Origin of the sequence: Microbacterium sp. LWH3-1.2 (assembly GCF_040675855.1) — a bacterium.
Classification (GTDB): Bacteria; Actinomycetota; Actinomycetes; order Actinomycetales; family Microbacteriaceae; genus Microbacterium.
Map to the genome: position 1 here is coordinate 1630690 of NZ_JBEGIK010000001.1, position 16593 is coordinate 1647282.

The 16593-nt window shown below is 69.1% G+C and carries 17 protein-coding genes; 12 read left to right on the forward strand and 5 right to left on the reverse strand.

Annotation, left to right across the window (positions count from 1 at the left end; all coding sequences use genetic code 11):
* The first annotated feature begins 120 nt into the window (after window positions 1-120).
* From MRBLWH3_RS07505 to MRBLWH3_RS07530, 6 genes are all read left to right on the forward strand, one after another.
* Complete coding sequence (locus MRBLWH3_RS07505; RefSeq protein WP_363430146.1) at window positions 121-693, forward strand: alternate-type signal peptide domain-containing protein; 573 nt, start codon at window positions 121-123, stop codon at window positions 691-693.
* Between the two features lie 74 nt (window positions 694-767).
* The gene (locus MRBLWH3_RS07510) at window positions 768-1364 is read left to right on the forward strand and encodes a hypothetical protein (RefSeq protein ID WP_363430148.1); all 597 of its coding nucleotides are present in this window, start codon (window positions 768-770) and stop codon (window positions 1362-1364) included.
* The gene (locus MRBLWH3_RS07515) at window positions 1361-2278 is read left to right on the forward strand and encodes a hypothetical protein (RefSeq protein ID WP_363430150.1); all 918 of its coding nucleotides are present in this window, start codon (window positions 1361-1363) and stop codon (window positions 2276-2278) included. The genes MRBLWH3_RS07510 and MRBLWH3_RS07515 overlap by 4 nt, the downstream gene beginning before the upstream one ends.
* Window positions 2275-2946: a signal peptidase I gene (locus tag MRBLWH3_RS07520; protein WP_363430152.1), complete on the forward strand. Its 672-nt coding sequence runs from the start codon at window positions 2275-2277 to the stop codon at window positions 2944-2946. The genes MRBLWH3_RS07515 and MRBLWH3_RS07520 overlap by 4 nt, the downstream gene beginning before the upstream one ends.
* A gap of 25 nt (window positions 2947-2971) precedes the next feature.
* Window positions 2972-3868 (forward strand): alpha/beta hydrolase, encoded by an 897-nt coding sequence (locus tag MRBLWH3_RS07525; RefSeq protein ID WP_363430154.1) that lies wholly within the window; start codon window positions 2972-2974, stop codon window positions 3866-3868.
* 216 nt (window positions 3869-4084) lie between these two features.
* Window positions 4085-4798 (forward strand): head GIN domain-containing protein, encoded by a 714-nt coding sequence (locus MRBLWH3_RS07530; protein ID WP_363430155.1) that lies wholly within the window; start codon window positions 4085-4087, stop codon window positions 4796-4798.
* 265 nt (window positions 4799-5063) lie between these two features.
* Here MRBLWH3_RS07530 and MRBLWH3_RS07535 read toward each other — a convergent pair whose 3' ends face one another.
* From MRBLWH3_RS07535 to MRBLWH3_RS07555, 5 genes are all read right to left on the reverse strand, one after another.
* Window positions 5064-5438, reverse strand: a complete 375-nt coding sequence (locus MRBLWH3_RS07535; protein WP_363430157.1) for a hypothetical protein — start codon at window positions 5436-5438, stop codon at window positions 5064-5066.
* 31 nt (window positions 5439-5469) lie between these two features.
* Window positions 5470-5883, reverse strand: a complete 414-nt coding sequence (locus tag MRBLWH3_RS07540; protein WP_363430159.1) for an ester cyclase — start codon at window positions 5881-5883, stop codon at window positions 5470-5472.
* Window positions 5880-6344: an SRPBCC family protein gene (locus MRBLWH3_RS07545; RefSeq protein WP_363430161.1), complete on the reverse strand. Its 465-nt coding sequence runs from the start codon at window positions 6342-6344 to the stop codon at window positions 5880-5882. The genes MRBLWH3_RS07540 and MRBLWH3_RS07545 overlap by 4 nt, the downstream gene beginning before the upstream one ends.
* Window positions 6345-6366: 22 nt before the next feature.
* On the reverse strand, window positions 6367-8010 hold the full coding sequence (locus tag MRBLWH3_RS07550) for a response regulator transcription factor (protein ID WP_363430163.1): 1644 nt from the start codon (window positions 8008-8010) through the stop codon (window positions 6367-6369).
* Window positions 8011-8385: 375 nt separating this feature from the next.
* Window positions 8386-9891: an MFS transporter gene (locus MRBLWH3_RS07555; protein WP_363430165.1), complete on the reverse strand. Its 1506-nt coding sequence runs from the start codon at window positions 9889-9891 to the stop codon at window positions 8386-8388.
* 105 nt (window positions 9892-9996) lie between these two features.
* Here MRBLWH3_RS07555 and MRBLWH3_RS07560 point away from each other — a divergent pair, with 105 nt between their 5' ends.
* From MRBLWH3_RS07560 to MRBLWH3_RS07585, 6 genes are all read left to right on the forward strand, one after another.
* A complete protein-coding gene (locus MRBLWH3_RS07560) occupies window positions 9997-10608 on the forward strand; it encodes a TetR/AcrR family transcriptional regulator (protein WP_363430167.1) in 612 nt (203 codons plus the stop codon).
* Between the two features lie 576 nt (window positions 10609-11184).
* Window positions 11185-11652: a hypothetical protein gene (locus MRBLWH3_RS07565; protein ID WP_363430169.1), complete on the forward strand. Its 468-nt coding sequence runs from the start codon at window positions 11185-11187 to the stop codon at window positions 11650-11652.
* A 34-nt stretch (window positions 11653-11686) separates the two neighbouring features.
* Window positions 11687-12679 (forward strand): glycosyltransferase family 4 protein, encoded by a 993-nt coding sequence (locus MRBLWH3_RS07570; RefSeq protein WP_363430171.1) that lies wholly within the window; start codon window positions 11687-11689, stop codon window positions 12677-12679.
* A 176-nt stretch (window positions 12680-12855) separates the two neighbouring features.
* The gene (locus MRBLWH3_RS07575; protein ID WP_363430173.1) at window positions 12856-13989 is read left to right on the forward strand and encodes a glycosyltransferase; all 1134 of its coding nucleotides are present in this window, start codon (window positions 12856-12858) and stop codon (window positions 13987-13989) included.
* Window positions 13986-15002, forward strand: a complete 1017-nt coding sequence (locus MRBLWH3_RS07580) for a glycosyltransferase (RefSeq protein WP_363430175.1) — start codon at window positions 13986-13988, stop codon at window positions 15000-15002. Before MRBLWH3_RS07575 ends, MRBLWH3_RS07580 begins: the two co-directional genes overlap by 4 nt.
* A complete protein-coding gene (locus tag MRBLWH3_RS07585; RefSeq protein ID WP_363430177.1) occupies window positions 14999-16456 on the forward strand; it encodes a glycosylase in 1458 nt (485 codons plus the stop codon). Before MRBLWH3_RS07580 ends, MRBLWH3_RS07585 begins: the two co-directional genes overlap by 4 nt.
* Window positions 16457-16593: the final 137 nt, after the last annotated feature.

A 16593-nucleotide genomic window follows, 5' to 3' on the forward strand; every position in this document is an offset into this window, starting at 1 on the left:
CGGTGGGGCCCGAAGACTGGGGTCGTGCTCGAGGAGCGATCGGAGATCTCACCGACCGCCCACCCGCACCTTTCGCTCCTCACCTGAACAAGCGGGCGCCGCCCGCGAAAGGACACTCCCATGAAGAAGATCGTCAAGGCCTCCATCGCCACCACCGCCGGTGTCGTCCTGCTGCTCGGCGGCGCGGGCACCTTCGCCACCTGGAACTCGTCGGCGACGGCCGAGGGCGCATCCATCGTCTCGGGCAACCTGGTCGTCGAGGCGTCCCAGGAAGCCGGCACCTGGACGGCCAACGGGTCTGCCATCGACATCGCGGACTACGCCATCGTCCCGGGCGACGTGCTCACCTACACGAAGACGATGAACGTCGGCGCCGAGGGCGACAGCCTGAGCGCGACGCTCGCCCTGACCGACTCGTCGATCGCGCCCGCGGACGCGACGAAGCCCGCTGACGTCGCCCTCGCGAGCTACCTCACCGACTCGGCGGTCCTCACGGCCTCGGGTGCCGGCATCACCGGCACCGGCCCCACGTTCACCGTCACCCCGGCCGGCGACGTCGTCAGCCAGGACGTCACCGTCACGGTCACCATCGCCTTCCCGTACGGCGATGTCGTGGGCGGCAACAACGCCGCGATGAACGGTGCCGTCACGCTCGACGAGCTCACCGTCAGCCTCACGCAGAACACCAAGTAGGCCCCGGGGGCCCGTCTCTGCCCGAGAGGCGGGTCTCCGGTTCCACGTCCGTCAGACACCGGGAAGGAGCCGCGATGAGCCGCCGCACTCGCCGCCACGCCGCACGGCGCGACGCTCGCCGTGCGGCGGCGCCCCGGCGCCTGCTGCTCGGCGCACTCGGCACGGCGGGCGCGATCGCGTTCGGCATCCTCGCCGGCGGCGGCACCTTCGCACTCTGGACCGCGGCGGCACCCGCGGCTGCAGCGGTCACTCTGCAGGCGGGGTCGTCCGGCGTCACCGCCACGCCCCTCGACCTGTCGGCCACGGGCCTGTACCCGGGTCGCACGATCTACGCGGCGACCACGGTGCGCAACACCGGCACCACGCCGCTCGCTCTCACGATCGACCCGGTGACGAGTTCCACGGCGGCCACGCCGTTCACGAGCGCGGTGGCCGTCACCGTCGGCCAGGCCGCCTCGGCCGCAGACTGCACCGCGGGCCGCATCGCCGGCGGGGAGACCACCGGCGTCGGTGCCGCCGCGGCGTCGGACCTGCGCCTGACGCTCGCTCCCGGCGCATCGCAGCTGCTCTGCGTCGGCGTCGGCCTGCCGCTGACCGCGCCTGCCGCAGCGGCCGGGGGAGCGGCATCCGTTCTCACCATCACGATCTCGGGAACGCAGGTGCGCCCATGATCCGCCGCCTGCTCGGCCCCATCGCCGCCCTCGTCACCCTCGCAGTGCTCGGCGGCGCGGGCGGCGCGGCCGCCGTGTGGATGGCGAGCGCGTCTGTGGCGGCATCCGTCTCGTCCACCACCGTCGCCACCACGGTGCAGCTCACGGGCGGGCTCGCCACGACCTACCGGGCAGGCTCCGGCACCCCGCCGGTCGCGGCGGGCGAGCTGACGATCGCCAACACCGGTGGGGCGCCGCTGTCGTACACGCTCGCCACGCAGCTCGGCGCGGGCAGCAGCACCGCCCTCGCCGACAAGATCGCGCTGCGCCTGTGGACCGGCAGCGCCTGCGGCACCACCGCGCCGAGCACGGCGGAGAGCACCACACTGGCCAACGCCGCTCCGGCCCTGCCGGCCGCGGCGCGCACGCTCGCGTCAGGGGCATCCGTGGTGGTGTGCGTCGCCACGGAGATCGACGCGCAGAGCGTCTCGTCGATGGCGGGGCAGACCGTGGCGGCGACATTCGGTGTGACCGGTGTCGTCGGCACGAGCTGGACCGTCACCGCCACAACTGCCGCCTTCACCCAGTCGGTCTACGGTCTCGCCGCCGCCGGCGCCCCGACCTGCGTGCAGGCGCCGCCGCACGGGGTGCAACTGAGCTGGACCGCCCCCACGAACCGCGGCGCGGGCGCGACTCTGCAGTACCGCGTGGTCGACAAGGCGAACGTCGTCGTGAAGGAACTGACCTCCAGCGCCGCGACCCTCTCTGTGGTTCTGGGCGGTGTCGACATCGCGGCGGACGGCGTCCACGAGCTCCGCATCGTCGCCACCGAGATGACCGCGGCAGGCACCGTCTCGTCCGACAGCTCGACCCTCATGGTGCGGCGGACCGCCGTCGGCAACTCCAACATCAAGTACGAATGCGTGATGCCATGACCCTCTCCCCTCCCGTGTCGACGACCACCCTCCCGACGCGCGGCCCCGCCGGGCCGTCGTCGCGCAGAACCCGCCGCGCCGACGCCCGCCGTCGTGACGAGGGAAAGAGCCTGCTGCACTACCTCGCCGTCTCGCTCAGCGCGTCGATCCTGGTGCTGCTGCTCGCCGTGGCGGTCGCCGTGGTCGGCCTGCCCGTCGTCGTCGGCGGCAGCGCGATGACGGTGCTCACCCAGTCGATGGAGCCCGGCCTGCCGCACGGAACGCTCGTCGTCATCCGCCCGACGCCGGTGGACGAGATCCGGGTCGGGGACGTCGTCACGTATCAGATCAGCTCGGGCGAGGCGGCCGTCGTGAGTCACCGCGTGGTGTCGAAGACCTACGCGGACGGCGAGCTGACCTTCGTCACGAAGGGTGACAACAACGACTCGGTCGATCCTGCGCCGGTGAAGCCCGTGCAGATCCGGGGCACGCTCTGGTACAGCCTGCCGCTGCTCGGCTGGGTGAACAACGTGCTCAACGGCTCGAATCGCGCCGTCGTGCTGGCGGTCGTCGCCGGCTCGCTCTTCCTCTACGCCGCGGTGTCGGTCGGCGGGGCGGTTCGCGATCGACGGAAGAAGACGGATGCTGCCGCCGCCGTCGCCCTCCGCAAGCAGGTTCGCGGCAGCTGACGCAGGCTGTCGCTAGTCTGACCGCGTGAGCGCCAACGACGACAGCGGCATCGAGCAGGTGCGCGCGCTTCTCGGCTCGAAACCGCGGCCGGTGGGGTGGGCAGAGCGCCGGGCGCGGATCGTCGAGGTCGGGGGTGCCTGGCCCGTCGCCGACGACATCGTGTTCGAACAGACGGATGCCGGCGGCGTTCCCGCGGAGTGGTCCCGTGCTCCCGACGCTGACACGGCGCGTGCCCTCCTCTTCCTCCACGGCGGCGGGTACTGTTCCGGCTCGATCGCGAGTCACCGCACGATGGCGGCCGAGGCCGGCCGCGCGGCGGGCATCCGTGCACTCGCGCTGGAGTACCGGCTCGCGCCGGAGCATCCGTTCCCCGCCGCGCTCACCGACGCGCTCGCGGCGTGGGACTGGCTCACCGCGACGGGGATCGCACCGAACCACATCGTCGTCGGCGGCGACAGCGCCGGCGGAGGGCTCACCCTCGCGCTGTGGCAGGAACTGCGTCGCACCGGGCGGGAGGGTCCGGCGGGCCTGTGGCTGGTGTCGCCGTGGACCGACCTGACGATGTCGGGCGCTTCCGTCGACGACAACGACGCGATCGACCCGTTGCTGCACCGGTCGTACCTCGATGAGCTCGCCTCGGCGTATGTGGCGTCGGGGGTGACACGCGATGACCCCCGCGTGTCGCCGCTCTTCGCGGATCTGACCGGCCTGCCGCCGGCGCTCGTCCAGGTGGGAGCCGACGAGACCCTGCTCGACGACTCCGTGCGCCTGGTGCGCGCAGCCGCGCGCGCCGAGGCGGATGTGCGCCTGCACGTACTGCCGCACATGATCCATGCCTTCCCGCTGTGGAACGCCGTGCTCCCTGCGGCGCGCGCCGCGCTCGCCGAGTTCGGCGACTTCGCCCGCCAGCACCTGGGGTGAGGTGACGGCCGCGCTTGTCGGTCCGGCATCGGTGGACGGCCGCGCGTCGGGCTCTGCCGAGGAGGGGGTGGCACAAACGCCCTCGTCCTCCGATCATGGTGTCGATGGGCGCGACTGGGCGCGCTCCGGTTCTCGGTGCTCTCGCCGTTCGTCCGGCGGGTGCGGGTGAGTCGCCGCACGCGTGTCGGCCCACCTTTGCGGGAGAAAGGGTCACAGATGAACGAGAACAGGTGTCGCCTGCCCGGCTCCGTCGTGATCGCGGCGTCGCTCCTCGCGCTGTCGGGGTGCTCGCTCATGATCCCCGCCGGGCCTCAGGCCAGCGAGGAGCGAGAGATCGGCGAGGTGTCGCACGTGGTGCTCGACACCTCCGGCGATCTCGTCGTGTCGGAGGGGGAGCCGGCACTCACTGTGCACGCGCCAGAAGGCGTGCTGGACCGCCTCACATCGGAGGTTGACGGCGACACGCTCGTGCTCGCGACCACGCCGGGCTTCACGATGGGGTTTCGCGAGGTGCGCTATGACCTGACCGTGCCCAGCCTCGAGTTGATCGAGCTGAACGGCTCGGGTGATGTCGACGCGACGGTCTCCGCAGACGGCACCGTGCGGGTCGACATCGACGGCTCGGGAGACGTCGACTGGTCGGGGCTGTCGGCCGGTCGCGTCGAGGTGCGCCTCGCGGGTTCGGGCGATGTCACCCTGGCCGGCTCGGCCGGAGAGCTCTCCGTCGATCTGGAGGGCAGCGGCAGCGTCGACGCCGAACAACTCGTGGCCGAGGACGCCGTCGTCACGCTCTCCGGATCGGGCGAGGTGGATGTCTCGGCGAACGTCAGCCTGTCGGTCGATCTGTCGGGCAGCGGGCGGGTTACGTACTCCGGCGATCCGAGCACGGATGTGCGCGTGTCGGGATCGGGAGATGTCGTGCGGCGGTAGACCGGGGCCGAGTCGACGCGTCGGCGGGAGCCGAAACACGGGCGGGGATAATCAGCCATTCTCGCGGTTCGCAGTATTTGCGCGGAAGTGGGCGTGCAAGCCTGTGATCTCGCCTATTCGTGTGGCTTCGGTCGGTCCAGGCTCCGTCGGTCTCCATCAGGAGGGAAGTCCGCAGACGCCGGCGCTTATGTCCAAATCGTGTCCACGTTCAACCGCCGCCGACGGGCGGAATCGACCCAGTCTCGCAGGGCACTTTCACTGGTATCTAGCCTGCGGCATCCATGTTCTTGGTGACCACGTCGATGGTCTGCTGGAATTGCTCGGTGGGGCTGAACTCCACGACCTCGGTTCCGGCGTATAGCACCGGCGTGTGACCGGGTGCGACATAGTATGCATCGCCGGCGACGAACGTCTCCTCCCCGTCGGCGGTCTTGAACGTGACCTTGCCGGCAAGGACATAGCCCCAGTGGGCAGCCTGGCATCGGTTGTCTGGAAGGCCGGCAAAGTAGGGACTCAGGTCGGCGTCTGCGGTGTACTTCTCGAATGCGACGGTGTAGCCCCCGTCGAGGTGGTCGAGGTGGCCCTCGTAACCCTCGACCTCGACCGTTTCCGCTGCGCTGTTCTTCGATGACTTGGGCATTCTTCCTGTCCTTCCCTGTGATGGCGTGTGGCTATGCGGGCGCGGCCGTCGGCAATGCGCCGATCTGGTTCATGAGGGTGAAGAGGTCGCAGGCCTGCGTGATCTCCACGATGTGCCCGTCCCGCACCCGGAACAGATCCCAGGCCATGAACCTCACTCGACGCCCCGTGCCCGATACCCCCGCGTACGATCCCTGGTGGGCTCCCTCGTAGGTGACCCAGGTGCTGACGAGGTCGCCGTCTTGGAGGACGTGCCGGGGAGTCGCCCGCAGACCCGGGAAGGCTTCGAGCAGGCTCCCGATTGCCCGCTTCACCTCGGTGAGGTCTGCGCCGGCACCGGCATGGCCCTTGATGTCGGCGGCGCAGACCTCGTCGAGTCGCTCGAGCGCTCCCTCGTTGAGGATGTCGTAGAACCGCTGAGCGACCGTCTTCGGATCCGCGTTCACGACTTCGCCCCCTTCTCCTCGCTGTGCAGGGCGGTGTCCTGCGACTCGAGGATCTCCTTCGCCTTCTGGAACTGGGCGGCGTCGACCCGCCGTGCTTCCGCGGCGACCAGGGGCCACAGCATCCGCCGGATTCCCATCAGCCTCAGCTCGGTGTCGCAGGTGAAGCGGGTTCCCTCCGGGTCACGGCCGAAGGTGAAGTCGGCGATTGCGGGATACGGCGCACCGTATTCGAGAACCACGCGGTGCGGGCGTTCGTACGCCGTCACCGTCCATGGCCACGAGAACTCCGTCTTGCCTCGACGTCTGGTCTCCACGCCGGTGGCGCCGAGCCGCAGGTCGCCGTCGTAGGTGATGTCGACGAGCTCGGCGGCCCATTGCGTCGTATTCCTCAGATCGGTGATGTAGTCGAAGGTCGCCTCCTGGGTCCTCCGGATCACGATGGATGTCTTGATGTGCACCATGGCCCCTGCTCCTTCCGTCCTCTCATCGTGCGCCGGAAGGTGGGACGGAGGATGGGGAGACTTCCCTGTTTTCGAACTGACCGCCTCGGAGGTGGATCGCCGCGAACGCGGCAGCCTCGGTCCGGCTGCGCAGACCGAGCTTCGATAGCACGCTGCTCACGTGGTTGCCGGCGGTCTTGACGCTGATGAAGAGGCGCGACGCGATCTCGGCGTTCGACAGCCCGTTGGCCACGAGCCGGAGAACCTCGACTTCGCGCTTGCTGAGGAGCTCCAAGTTCTTCGGACCGGTCCGGCCCCTCACGCCCAGTTCGCGCAGGAATGCTGCGGCCGCATCGGCGTCGGGTGCCACGCCGAGCCGCTCGAAGGCCGCGAGCGCGGCACGTGCCTCCGTGATCGCCACCGGGCGGTCGCGATGAGCGAGCGCGCGCGACAGCGCCAGCCGTGCGCGGCACGCCTGGAGTGCGATGGATGCCTCGCTGAAGGCCCTCGCGGCCTCGCGGAGGAGTGGCACCGCCTCCTCGCGCTGCTCGAGCGCCGCAATCTTGCCCTGGGCGAAGAGCGCCTCGGCGCGGTGGCGCCGGCTGCGGGTGATGGCGGCGACGCCCACCATTCGCGAGAGCGAGTCGGCCGCGATCTCGGGATGGCCGAGGGAGAGGTGCGCATCGACGAGGACAGCGAGCAACGGAAACGCCATCACCGTGAGCCCGCCGAGCTCATCGATCCGCCGCTCCAGGCGTGCCGCCGCGGCTGCAGGCGACCCGACGGCGAGATCCAGCACGGCCAGCGGGCGCACGGCCTCGGGGAGATCCTCGTAGGAGCCGAGCAGGTCGCGCGCCTCTTCGAATCGCCCCTGGAGCACGCGCAGCTCGGCGAGTTGAGTGATCGGATGCACGCAGCGGAAGCCCATGTCGTGGGACTCGAGATCCCTGACCGCGCCGAGCAACTCACCCTCGGCCTCGTCCAGGCGCCCGGTGACGAGATACAGCCCGCCGCAGCACGCCCCGCAGAACGACGACAGCGCACCGTACCCGGCGTCGGCCCCGAACCCGTCGAGCGGACCGAACCCCTGCGTTCCCCCTATCTGGGTCAACGCCGCCGTCCACTCCGCGAATCTCGTATGGTCCCCGAGCAGTTCCGCCAGCTCCATGAGGGCGCAGAAGACCATGCCGACGCTGGCCAGATCCCGAGCTTCTCCGGCACTCACCGCCGCCATGGCCTCATCCAGCCGAGTGATGCCCTCCTCGACCTCGCCCGCGGCGACCTGCAGCACTCCGAGCCGTGCCAGAGCCTGGATCTCCAGGTCCGCATCGTCACGCTTGCGCGCGCGCTCCACCGCGAATCGACAGCATGCGACCGCATCCGTCACGTCGGACGCGGCTTCGGCGCGCGCAAGCGAGATCCATCCCGGTAGGGAGGCCTCGTCTGTCCTGGCGGTAAGCGTCTCCGCCCTCGCGAGCCATCCGTCGGCGGCCGCGTCGCTCCGCAGCAGCGGACGGAGCTCCCGCGAGAGCCACACCGCAACCAGCGCGGCCTCCCTGTACCGGCCATCGCGCTTGAAGGCGCTGTGCGCACGAGTCCGTGTTTCGATCGCGCCGCGGACATCCTTGAGCCACCACTCGGCTCGACCTAAGCCATCTAACGCCTCCGCCGAGCAAGACTGTGCCACAGCGTCGGTGAAGCACTCCCTTGCCGACGCCCAGTCCCCGACTGCGAGGGCGGCGTTCCCACGTCGCACGGGATCCTCCCCGGGCATGCCACCATCATGGCGCGACGCGCCAACTCGATCCAGGGTCCGGCCAGAACCCGGGCTTGACCCTCAGCGGTGGGCACGCGACCACTGACGGCCCGGACGCGACCGATGAGGTCTACGACAGACAGATGGACAACCGCGATGCTGTCCAGCGAGGCACGGCGTTGCGTGACGATCCTCTTGCCCGCTATAGGCGTTGCGCTCAGACTGCCCCTGTATCTGCTCGGATGGTCTCGACCGATTGAGTCCTCGACGATGCTGGTGTGGGCTGCGGCGAGGCAGTCCGCTCTTTCAGTGTGCGATGACAGGCTCCGCCTTCGCGTCCGCGCCAGTTGCGGGTTGCCGGTCGTGCGATAGCGAGATTCCGTCGCCGCGTCGACGGAACAACAGTGCCGACATGACCGCCCCCGCGGCGAAGAAGGCTGCACCCCACCAGTACGCCGTCGCGTAGCTTGCGAGCGCGGCATCCACACCGACTTCGGGTGTCAGGGGAGTGTGCGAAGCGAGATAGTCCGCCGCGGCGGTGGCCGCGAGCGTGTTCAGCAATGAGGTACCGATCGACCCGCCGACCTGCTGGCTCGTGTTGACCGTCGCCGAGGCCACACCAGCGAACTCGCGGTTCACACCCAGCGTCGCAGTCTGCATCGATGCCGGCATGATCGTGCCCATGGCGAAGCCGATCACCATGAGCGGCGGCATCACGTTCGCCGCATACGCGCTCGAAGCGTCGAGGAACGTGAGCCAGATCATCCCGATCACGCCCAGGATCATGCCCGACGGCACCAGCACCTTCGGGCCGAACCTCGGCACGAAGATGTTCGTGCCCAGCTGCGCGGCGAGCACCAGCATCCCGATCATGGGAAGGAAGGCGAGTCCCGCCTGGATCGGCGAGTAACCCAGGGTCAGCTGCATGTAGTAGGTGACGAAGAGGAAGATGCCGAACATCCCCGCGCCCGCGATCATCACCGAGAGAAAGGCTGCGCCGCGGTTGCGGTCGAGGACGATCGCGAGGGGAAGCAATGGATGCTTCGCCCGGCGCTGCCAGAGCACGAAGGCTCCCAGCAGGACCACGGCGGTTGCGAGCATGCCCCACGTCAGAGGTGAGTCCCAGCCGTCGGTCTCGGCGTTCGAGAAGCCGAAAACCAGGCCGAAGAGCCCGCCCGAGACGAGGAGGGTGCCCGGAACGTCGAGCTTCGGCCGGGGGCCGGTGCGCGCGATGAACGGGATGTAGATCAGGGCGCCGATCAGCGCTGCGGCGGCGATGAAGACGTTGATGTAGAGGTTCCAGCGCCAGTTGAAGGCCTCGGTGAGGATGCCGCCGAGCAGAAGCCCGATCGCGCCGCCCGCGCCGGCGATCGCGCCAAAGACACCGAATGCGCGGGCTCGCTCCTTGGGGATCACGAAGGTCGTGGTAAGCACGGCCAGCGCCGTGGGGGCGAGAAGAGCGGCGAACGCACCCTGTATGGCGCGCGCGGCAACCAGCAGTTCGAACGTGCCCGCTGCGCCGCCGAAGGCCGATGCAATGGCGAAACCGATCAGCCCGATGATGAACGTGCGCTTGCGGCCGATGAGGTCGGACAAGCGACCGCCGAGCAGCAGCAGGCTGCCGAACGCGAGGGAGTAGGCCGTGATGATCCATTGGCGCTGGCCGTCGGTGAAGCCGAGGTCGGCCTGCGCCGACGGGAGCGCGATGTTCACGACGGTGGCATCGAGCACGACCATGAGTTGGGCAAGCCCGACCACGGCGAGGGTGAGCCAGCGTCGTCCGCTGGTCGTGGTGACGGGGGTGGAAGTCATGGAGCGAGACTATACGGAACTATGGAGTTCCGGATCAACTCGGTTCAGGAATTTACCCGGCGGTAATGTTGAGTGCGGATCGGAACGCGAAGGAGGCGAACCGCGATGACGCAGGTCGACCTCGAGGCCAAGCCCCGCCTCGGACGCAAGCGGGATCACACGCGTGATGCCGAGATTCTGGATGCCACCATCGAGGTGCTGGCAGAGACCGGGTACGACGGCATGACGATCGACATGGTGGCAGCCCGTGCCAAAGCCGGCAAAGCGACGGTCTACCGACGGTGGGCGTCAAAGCCTGAGCTCGTGCTCGACGCGGTTGCCTGCATGAAGGCGAAGGATCTCGATCTCGAGTCGCTGCCCGACACCGGAACACTTCGCGGAGACCTCGTGGCGATGGTGCGCTCGCCGACCATCCAGGAGAGCCAGCGCAAACTCCAGGTCATGGCCGGGATCGTTTCGATGATCGCCCGCGACCCCGAACTCGCTGCCGCAGCGCGCGAGGCGATCATCGAGCCACGAGCCGCGGCTAATCGCATCCTTTTCCGCCGCGCCATCGACCGCGGTGAGATCGCTTCGGATGTGGACATCGAGGCGCTGTGCCTGATCGGCCCGGCGATGGTCGCCTACCGCACACTGATGCTGCGCGAGCCCGTCGACCGCGACTTCATGATCACGACCATCGACCGGGTCGTCCTCCCGGCCGCGTTCGCCCGCTGAGGCCGCCAAGGTGTCGGCACCGGCCGACCAGGCAAGCCCACGGCGTAACCGCGTTCCTTCACCCCCGACGAGTTTGCGTGATAGCGGTTCTCAGCGAACTGCTGTGGACCTCTCGGGCAGCTTGGCGCCCGGGTCGTTCGAAGTGGGCAGATTCTCGGACTACCGCCGCTACACGGCTGAGCTCGGTGATCTCGTCGGCGCTCAGCACGGCAGCCCGCGTCTGAATCCACCGTGGAAGTCGTGGGGCTGCGGTGGTCGGTGCGTTGACCGTTCACGAGCAGTCGCCGGGCTGCGACTCACACGTTCTTTTCGTCAGCCGGGCGGCAAGGCGAAACGCCGGGTCCCGTGACGCCTTCAGTGTGCACCTTCCGGCCCAGGAGTTGCTGGCCCGGGGAGTTCCTGTCCCTGCGGAACTAGCACGGTTGCTCGAGATCCAACGCCGGCGCTCGTGGCAGCGTGAACCGGCGGCTCCCGTCACCCCGCCGCCCGAACCGGCCGCGACACCTGCGCCGTCCGAGGACTGAGCCGGACAGGCCAATCTGTGAGCCACACAGAATGGGGGCGTAACGTCCGATCATGAATATACAGACACAGACCAACGGCAGCGACGTCGCGCTGCTGGGGCTCAGATCGGTACTCGTCGGCTCGTTGCCGGCGACGCTGCTCACGGATGACGCCCCGGACACATACACGGTCGAGGCGGTCTTCACACGACGCCCCGAGCCCGAAGAGATCAAGCAGATCCTCGATGGCGACACACGTCGGTTCCTGTCGGATGCAGGATACCCCGCGGTCGTGCTGACGGTCTCGGATCGCAGACTCGAGATCGCGAACACCAATCTGGAGGGACTGCGCGACGGCCTGGCCGGACTCCTCTCCGAGAGGCTCGCCGCCGTCAGCCACAACCTGCGCGCCCGACGGGACGCCGCTGCGGTCACGTTCGAGGCAGCGGCCGGACACGAGCACGAACGGGCGGCCGCCGTCGCGACGCTGGCCGAGTCGGTCGTCTTCGAGCCGTCGCATCCCGACGCCCCGAGCGAGTGAGGCGAGCCCGGCGAGCGCTCGGGTGAAGGTCGCGATGCTCGGTCCCATCGCCTGGCGGACGCCCCCGCTGGGCTATGGGCCATGGGAGCGCGTGACGAGCCTGCTCACGGAGGGTCTCGTGCGCCGTGGGGTGGACGTGACGCTGTTCGCGACCGGCGACTCGATCACCGGCGCCGAGCTCGATGCCGTGACGCCGCACGGTTACGCCGAAGACCCGTCGATGGACGGCCGCGTGTGGGAAGCGCTTCACGTCGCCCACGCCATCGAGCGCTCGGGCGAGTTCGACCTCGTGCACAACCAGCTCGACTGGCTCCCTCTCGCGTTCAGCGCCCAGTGGCGCGCGCCGATGATCACGACGATCCACGGCTTCTCGGGCCCGGCGATCCTGCCCGCGTACGTCTCCTCGACCTCGGCGTTCGTCTCGATCTCCGACTCCGATCGCTCCCCCGGTCTGGAGTATCTCGCGACGATCCACCACGGGATCGACGCCACAGAGCTTCCCTGCGTCACCGAACCGGACGACTACCTGGTGTCGTTCGGGCGGATCCACCCCGACAAAGGCACCGCGGCCGCGGTGGAGATCGCGCGGCGCGCCGGCCGGCGCCTCGTGATCTGCGGTCTCATCCACGACCCCGACTACTTCCGCCGCGAGGTGGAACCCCACATCGACGGGGAGCAAGTCGTGTTCCTCGGCGCTGTCGGGGCTGAGGAACGTGCGCGCGTCCTCGGGCAGGCGGTGGCGCTGCTTCATCCGATCGATTTCGACGAGCCGTTCGGACTCTCGGTGGTGGAGTCCATGATGTGCGGCACGCCCGTTCTCGCGTATCGCCGGGGGTCCATGGCAGAAGTCATCGACGAGGGCGCGACCGGCAGCACTGTGGCCTCGATCGAGGAGGCCGTCTCGGCGCTCCCCGCCGTCCTGTCGCTGAACCGTCGTCGCGTGCACGATCTCGCCGTCATGCGATTCGGCGTGGAGCGGATGGTCGACGAGTACCTGCGCGTGTACGAGACTGTGCGGCGTCGCTGATCCCCGGGCCGACGTCCAGGTCGGGCGTGTACCGTGACGACTACAGCGTCCGGGTCGTGACTCGGACGTGAACCGGACTGCGGCGATGAGGGCGCAGTTCCACGAGGGATGCCGTTGGCAGACGTCTCGCCAAAGCCCGGAGCGATTCCGCCCGGGCATCATCAGAGAGCGTCACCATGACCCACTACGGATTCCTCAGCACGTTTCCGCCGACCCGCTGCGGCCTGGCCACTTTCACCGAGTCCCTCTCCGACGCCCTCGTCCTCGACGGTGACGAGGACGGCACGATCGTGCGCGTTCTCGACCGCCCCGAGGATCGTGGCCGTCCGGACCCCCGCGCGCGGTCGCGGGTGCGCACCGATCTGATCGCGGACGACAGGCTCAGCATGATGCGGGCGACCATGGCGCTCAACGCGTGCGATGTCGTGATCGTGCAGCACGAGTACGGGATCTACGGCGGAGACGATGGCGATCAGATCGTCGAGGTGCTCGCCGCGACGCGGACACCGACCATCGTCGTGCTCCACACCGTCCTGGTCGCACCGACGCCGCACCAACGGGAAGTGCTCACGGAAGTCTGCCGCCTCGCCGCGGTCGTCGTCGTGATGACCGCCCACGCACGCGACAACCTCGCCGCGCACTACGCGGTCGATCTCGGTCGCGTCCACGTCATCCCGCACGGTGTGCAGCACGTGGCTCTCAGCGGGTCCGAGCCGCACAGCGGCCGCCGCGTCCTCACGTGGGGGCTGCTCTCACCGGGCAAGGGCATCGAATGGGGCATCCGCGCCATGGCACAGCTCACCGACCTCGACCCGCACGTCGAGTACATCGTCGCCGGGCAGACGCACCCCAAGGTGCTCACACATGCGGGCGAGAGCTACCGCACGATGCTCGCCGCACTCGCCGTCGAGCTGGGCATCGAGGCATCCGTCCGCATCGACGGTCGCTACCTCGACATGTCGCAGCTCGCCGCCCTCATCGCTTCGGCCGATGTCGTGCTTCTGCCGTACGACTCGGTCGACCAGGCGACCTCCGGCGTCCTTGCCGAGGCCGTGGCCGCCGGCGTTCCCGTGGTCGCCACCGGGTTCCCGCATGCGGTGGAGCTGTTGTCGAGCGGAGCCGGGACGGTCGTCGCCCATCAGGACCCTGACGCCATGGCCCGGGCGCTTCGCGAGATCATCACGGGGTCGTCCGTTGCCGATAGCATGCGCGAGGCCGCCCTCCGCGAGACGCACGAGACGACGTGGTCGGCGGTCGCCGATCGCTACCGTGCGCTCACTGCGAGGCTCGTCGCGGCGCGGGCAGCATGATGGACCCTTCTCCGCCGTACGAGCACCTGCGCGTGCTGACGGATCACAACGGCATCTTCGAGCACGCCCTCCTCGACGCGCCACGCCCGGACCACGGCTACTGCGTCGACGACGTGGCGCGAGCGCTGATCGTGGTCGCCCGTGAGCGGCAGCAGACCGCCGAACTCCGGAAGATGGCCTCGATCTATCTGCGCTTCCTCGAGTCGGCCGTGCGCTCGGACGGGCTCGCGCACAATCGCATGAGCGCCGCCGGGGAGTGGTCCGACGAGCCGGCCATGGGCGACTGGTGGGGACGGCTGCTGTGGGCGCTCGGCACGATCGCCGTCCAGCGAGGCGATCCTTGGACCCGAGCTCGCGCGTTGCGCACTTTCCGCATCGCAGCCCGCGAGCGGTCGACGAGCCTGCGGACTCTCGCCTTCGCGGCGCTGGGAGCTGCGGAGATCGTGCGCGTGCGTTCGGATGACCACATTGCCCGGACTCTCCTGCGGGAGTTCGTCGCCGCGGTGCCTGCGCCGACGGATCGCACCTGGCTCTGGCCCGAGCCGCGCCTCGCCTATGGGAACGCCTCCATCGCAGAAGCGCTGATCGCCGCCGGGCATGTTCTCGGTGATGCGGATGCCGCAGCGCGGGGTCTGCGGATGCTCGAGTTCCTGCTTTCCGTGGAGACGTCGGACGACCGATTGTCCGTAACCGGGACGGGAGGGCGCGGGCCCGGCGAGTCGGGACCGCTGTTCGATCAGCAGCCCATCGAGCTCGCCGCACTCGCGGACGCGTGTGCACGCGCGTACGCGGTTACCGCAGACACGGCGTGGCTGGCCCCGATCTCACTCGCGTGGCGCTGGTTCACCGGTCTCAATGACACCGGGACCGCCATGTTCGACGAGCTGACGGGAGCCGGCTTCGACGGCCTCGAACGCGACGGCCGGAACGAGAACCGCGGCGCCGAATCGACGTTGGCCGCGCTGAGCACCTACCAGCAGGCGTACCGCCACAGTGAAGTGAACACGGGATGACCGCCCGGATGCACGCGGCGGAACTCTTGGCACAGCCGGACCGGGTGATCGCGCAGCTGTTCCTTCCGGGCGAGGAATGGTCCGCCCACCATTCCCGCGCGGCCGAGATCATCGCGCGCGTGATGGCGATACCTGACGAGCGGGCCGACGTGCTCGCGGCGGCGCTCACCCGCGACTTCGGTTCGCGGCATCCCGACATCCGCGGTCTGTTCCGGGACAACGCCGACGTCGTGAGTTCTCGTCTTGCCGATCCGGTCGACATCAGCGACGCTCGACGCCTGGTGCTCGGCGCCAGCTTCACGTCGGAGTATGCGGTCGAGGGCGCGGCGCTGTGCAACCCCAGCGCCGTGGAGCACCCCGACCAGACGGGATTGGCGCCCGGACAGCTGCGCGTGGCCATCGCCCTCCGCTCCATCGGAGAGGGACATCGCTCCTCCATCGAATTCGCCGAGGCGATCATCGGCCCGGGCCTGTGCTGGACGTTCGCAGAGCGGCAGCTGCCGCTGTGGCGAGCGCGGATCGAAGAAGGGGACTGGAGCATCGTGCACTTCCGTGCTGCGCTGGAGGACGAGGGGATCATCAACGAGATCTCGCACAGCGTGCTGCAAGGGCTTCCCGAGCGGTTCACCGCGTCGGAGGTCGAGGCGTCGGTGGCCGCCCTGCCGAGCGCGCTGTCGAGGCGGGCGGACAGCGGTCGGCATATCGAGGCGTTGCGCGACCTGACGAATTCCGTCTATCGCGCGGTGTTCTCCCCAGAGACCGCCCTCAGCCAGCGGGTCCTCACCCCCGTGGCGGCAGAGGAACGGCATGGAATGGAGGACGCGCGTTTCGTGCGATTCACCGACCTCGCCGGTGCCACTCACTACCGCGGGACGTACACCGCGTACGACGGTCGCGACATCGCACCGCGTCTGATCGTCACCCAGGATCTGCGCGAGTTCGAGATCCACCGGCTGACCGGAGACGCCGCTCAGGACAAGGGGATGGCGCTGTTCCCGCGCCCCGTGGGCGGCAGGTACCTCGCGCTGAGCCGAACCGGAGGCGAGAGCATCTCGCTCGCAGAGTCCGGCGACGGCGTGATCTGGGACCACGTCGGAAACGTCCATACCCCCGGGGAGCCCTGGGAGATCGTCCAGACCGGCAACTGCGGCCCGCCGCTCGAGACCCCGCAGGGGTGGGTCGTCCTGGTGCACGGCGTGGGTCCGATGCGACGGTACTCCCTGGGAGCATTGCTGCTCGACCTCGAGGATCCGACCATCGTCCTCGGACGGACGGCGAATCCGATCCTGCAGCCGTTCGACGAACGCCGCGACGGCTACGTGCCGAACGTCGTGTACTCGTGCGGCGGGCTCATCGTGGACGACGTGGTCTGGATCCCGATCGGCATCGCGGACTCCCGCATCGGAGTGTGCTCCATCGAGGTCGATGAGCTCCTCGCGCACCTGGTTCCGTAGCCTTCCCACGCGGTGACCTGCCTGTGCGTTCGCCGTGCCCCCGGTGCGCGCGCGGGGTTACGGGGATACTCTGAGAGCAGATGGCCCGGACCCCGTCATTGATGCGACACGATCTGTGCGCGCTTCATGTGGCAGGG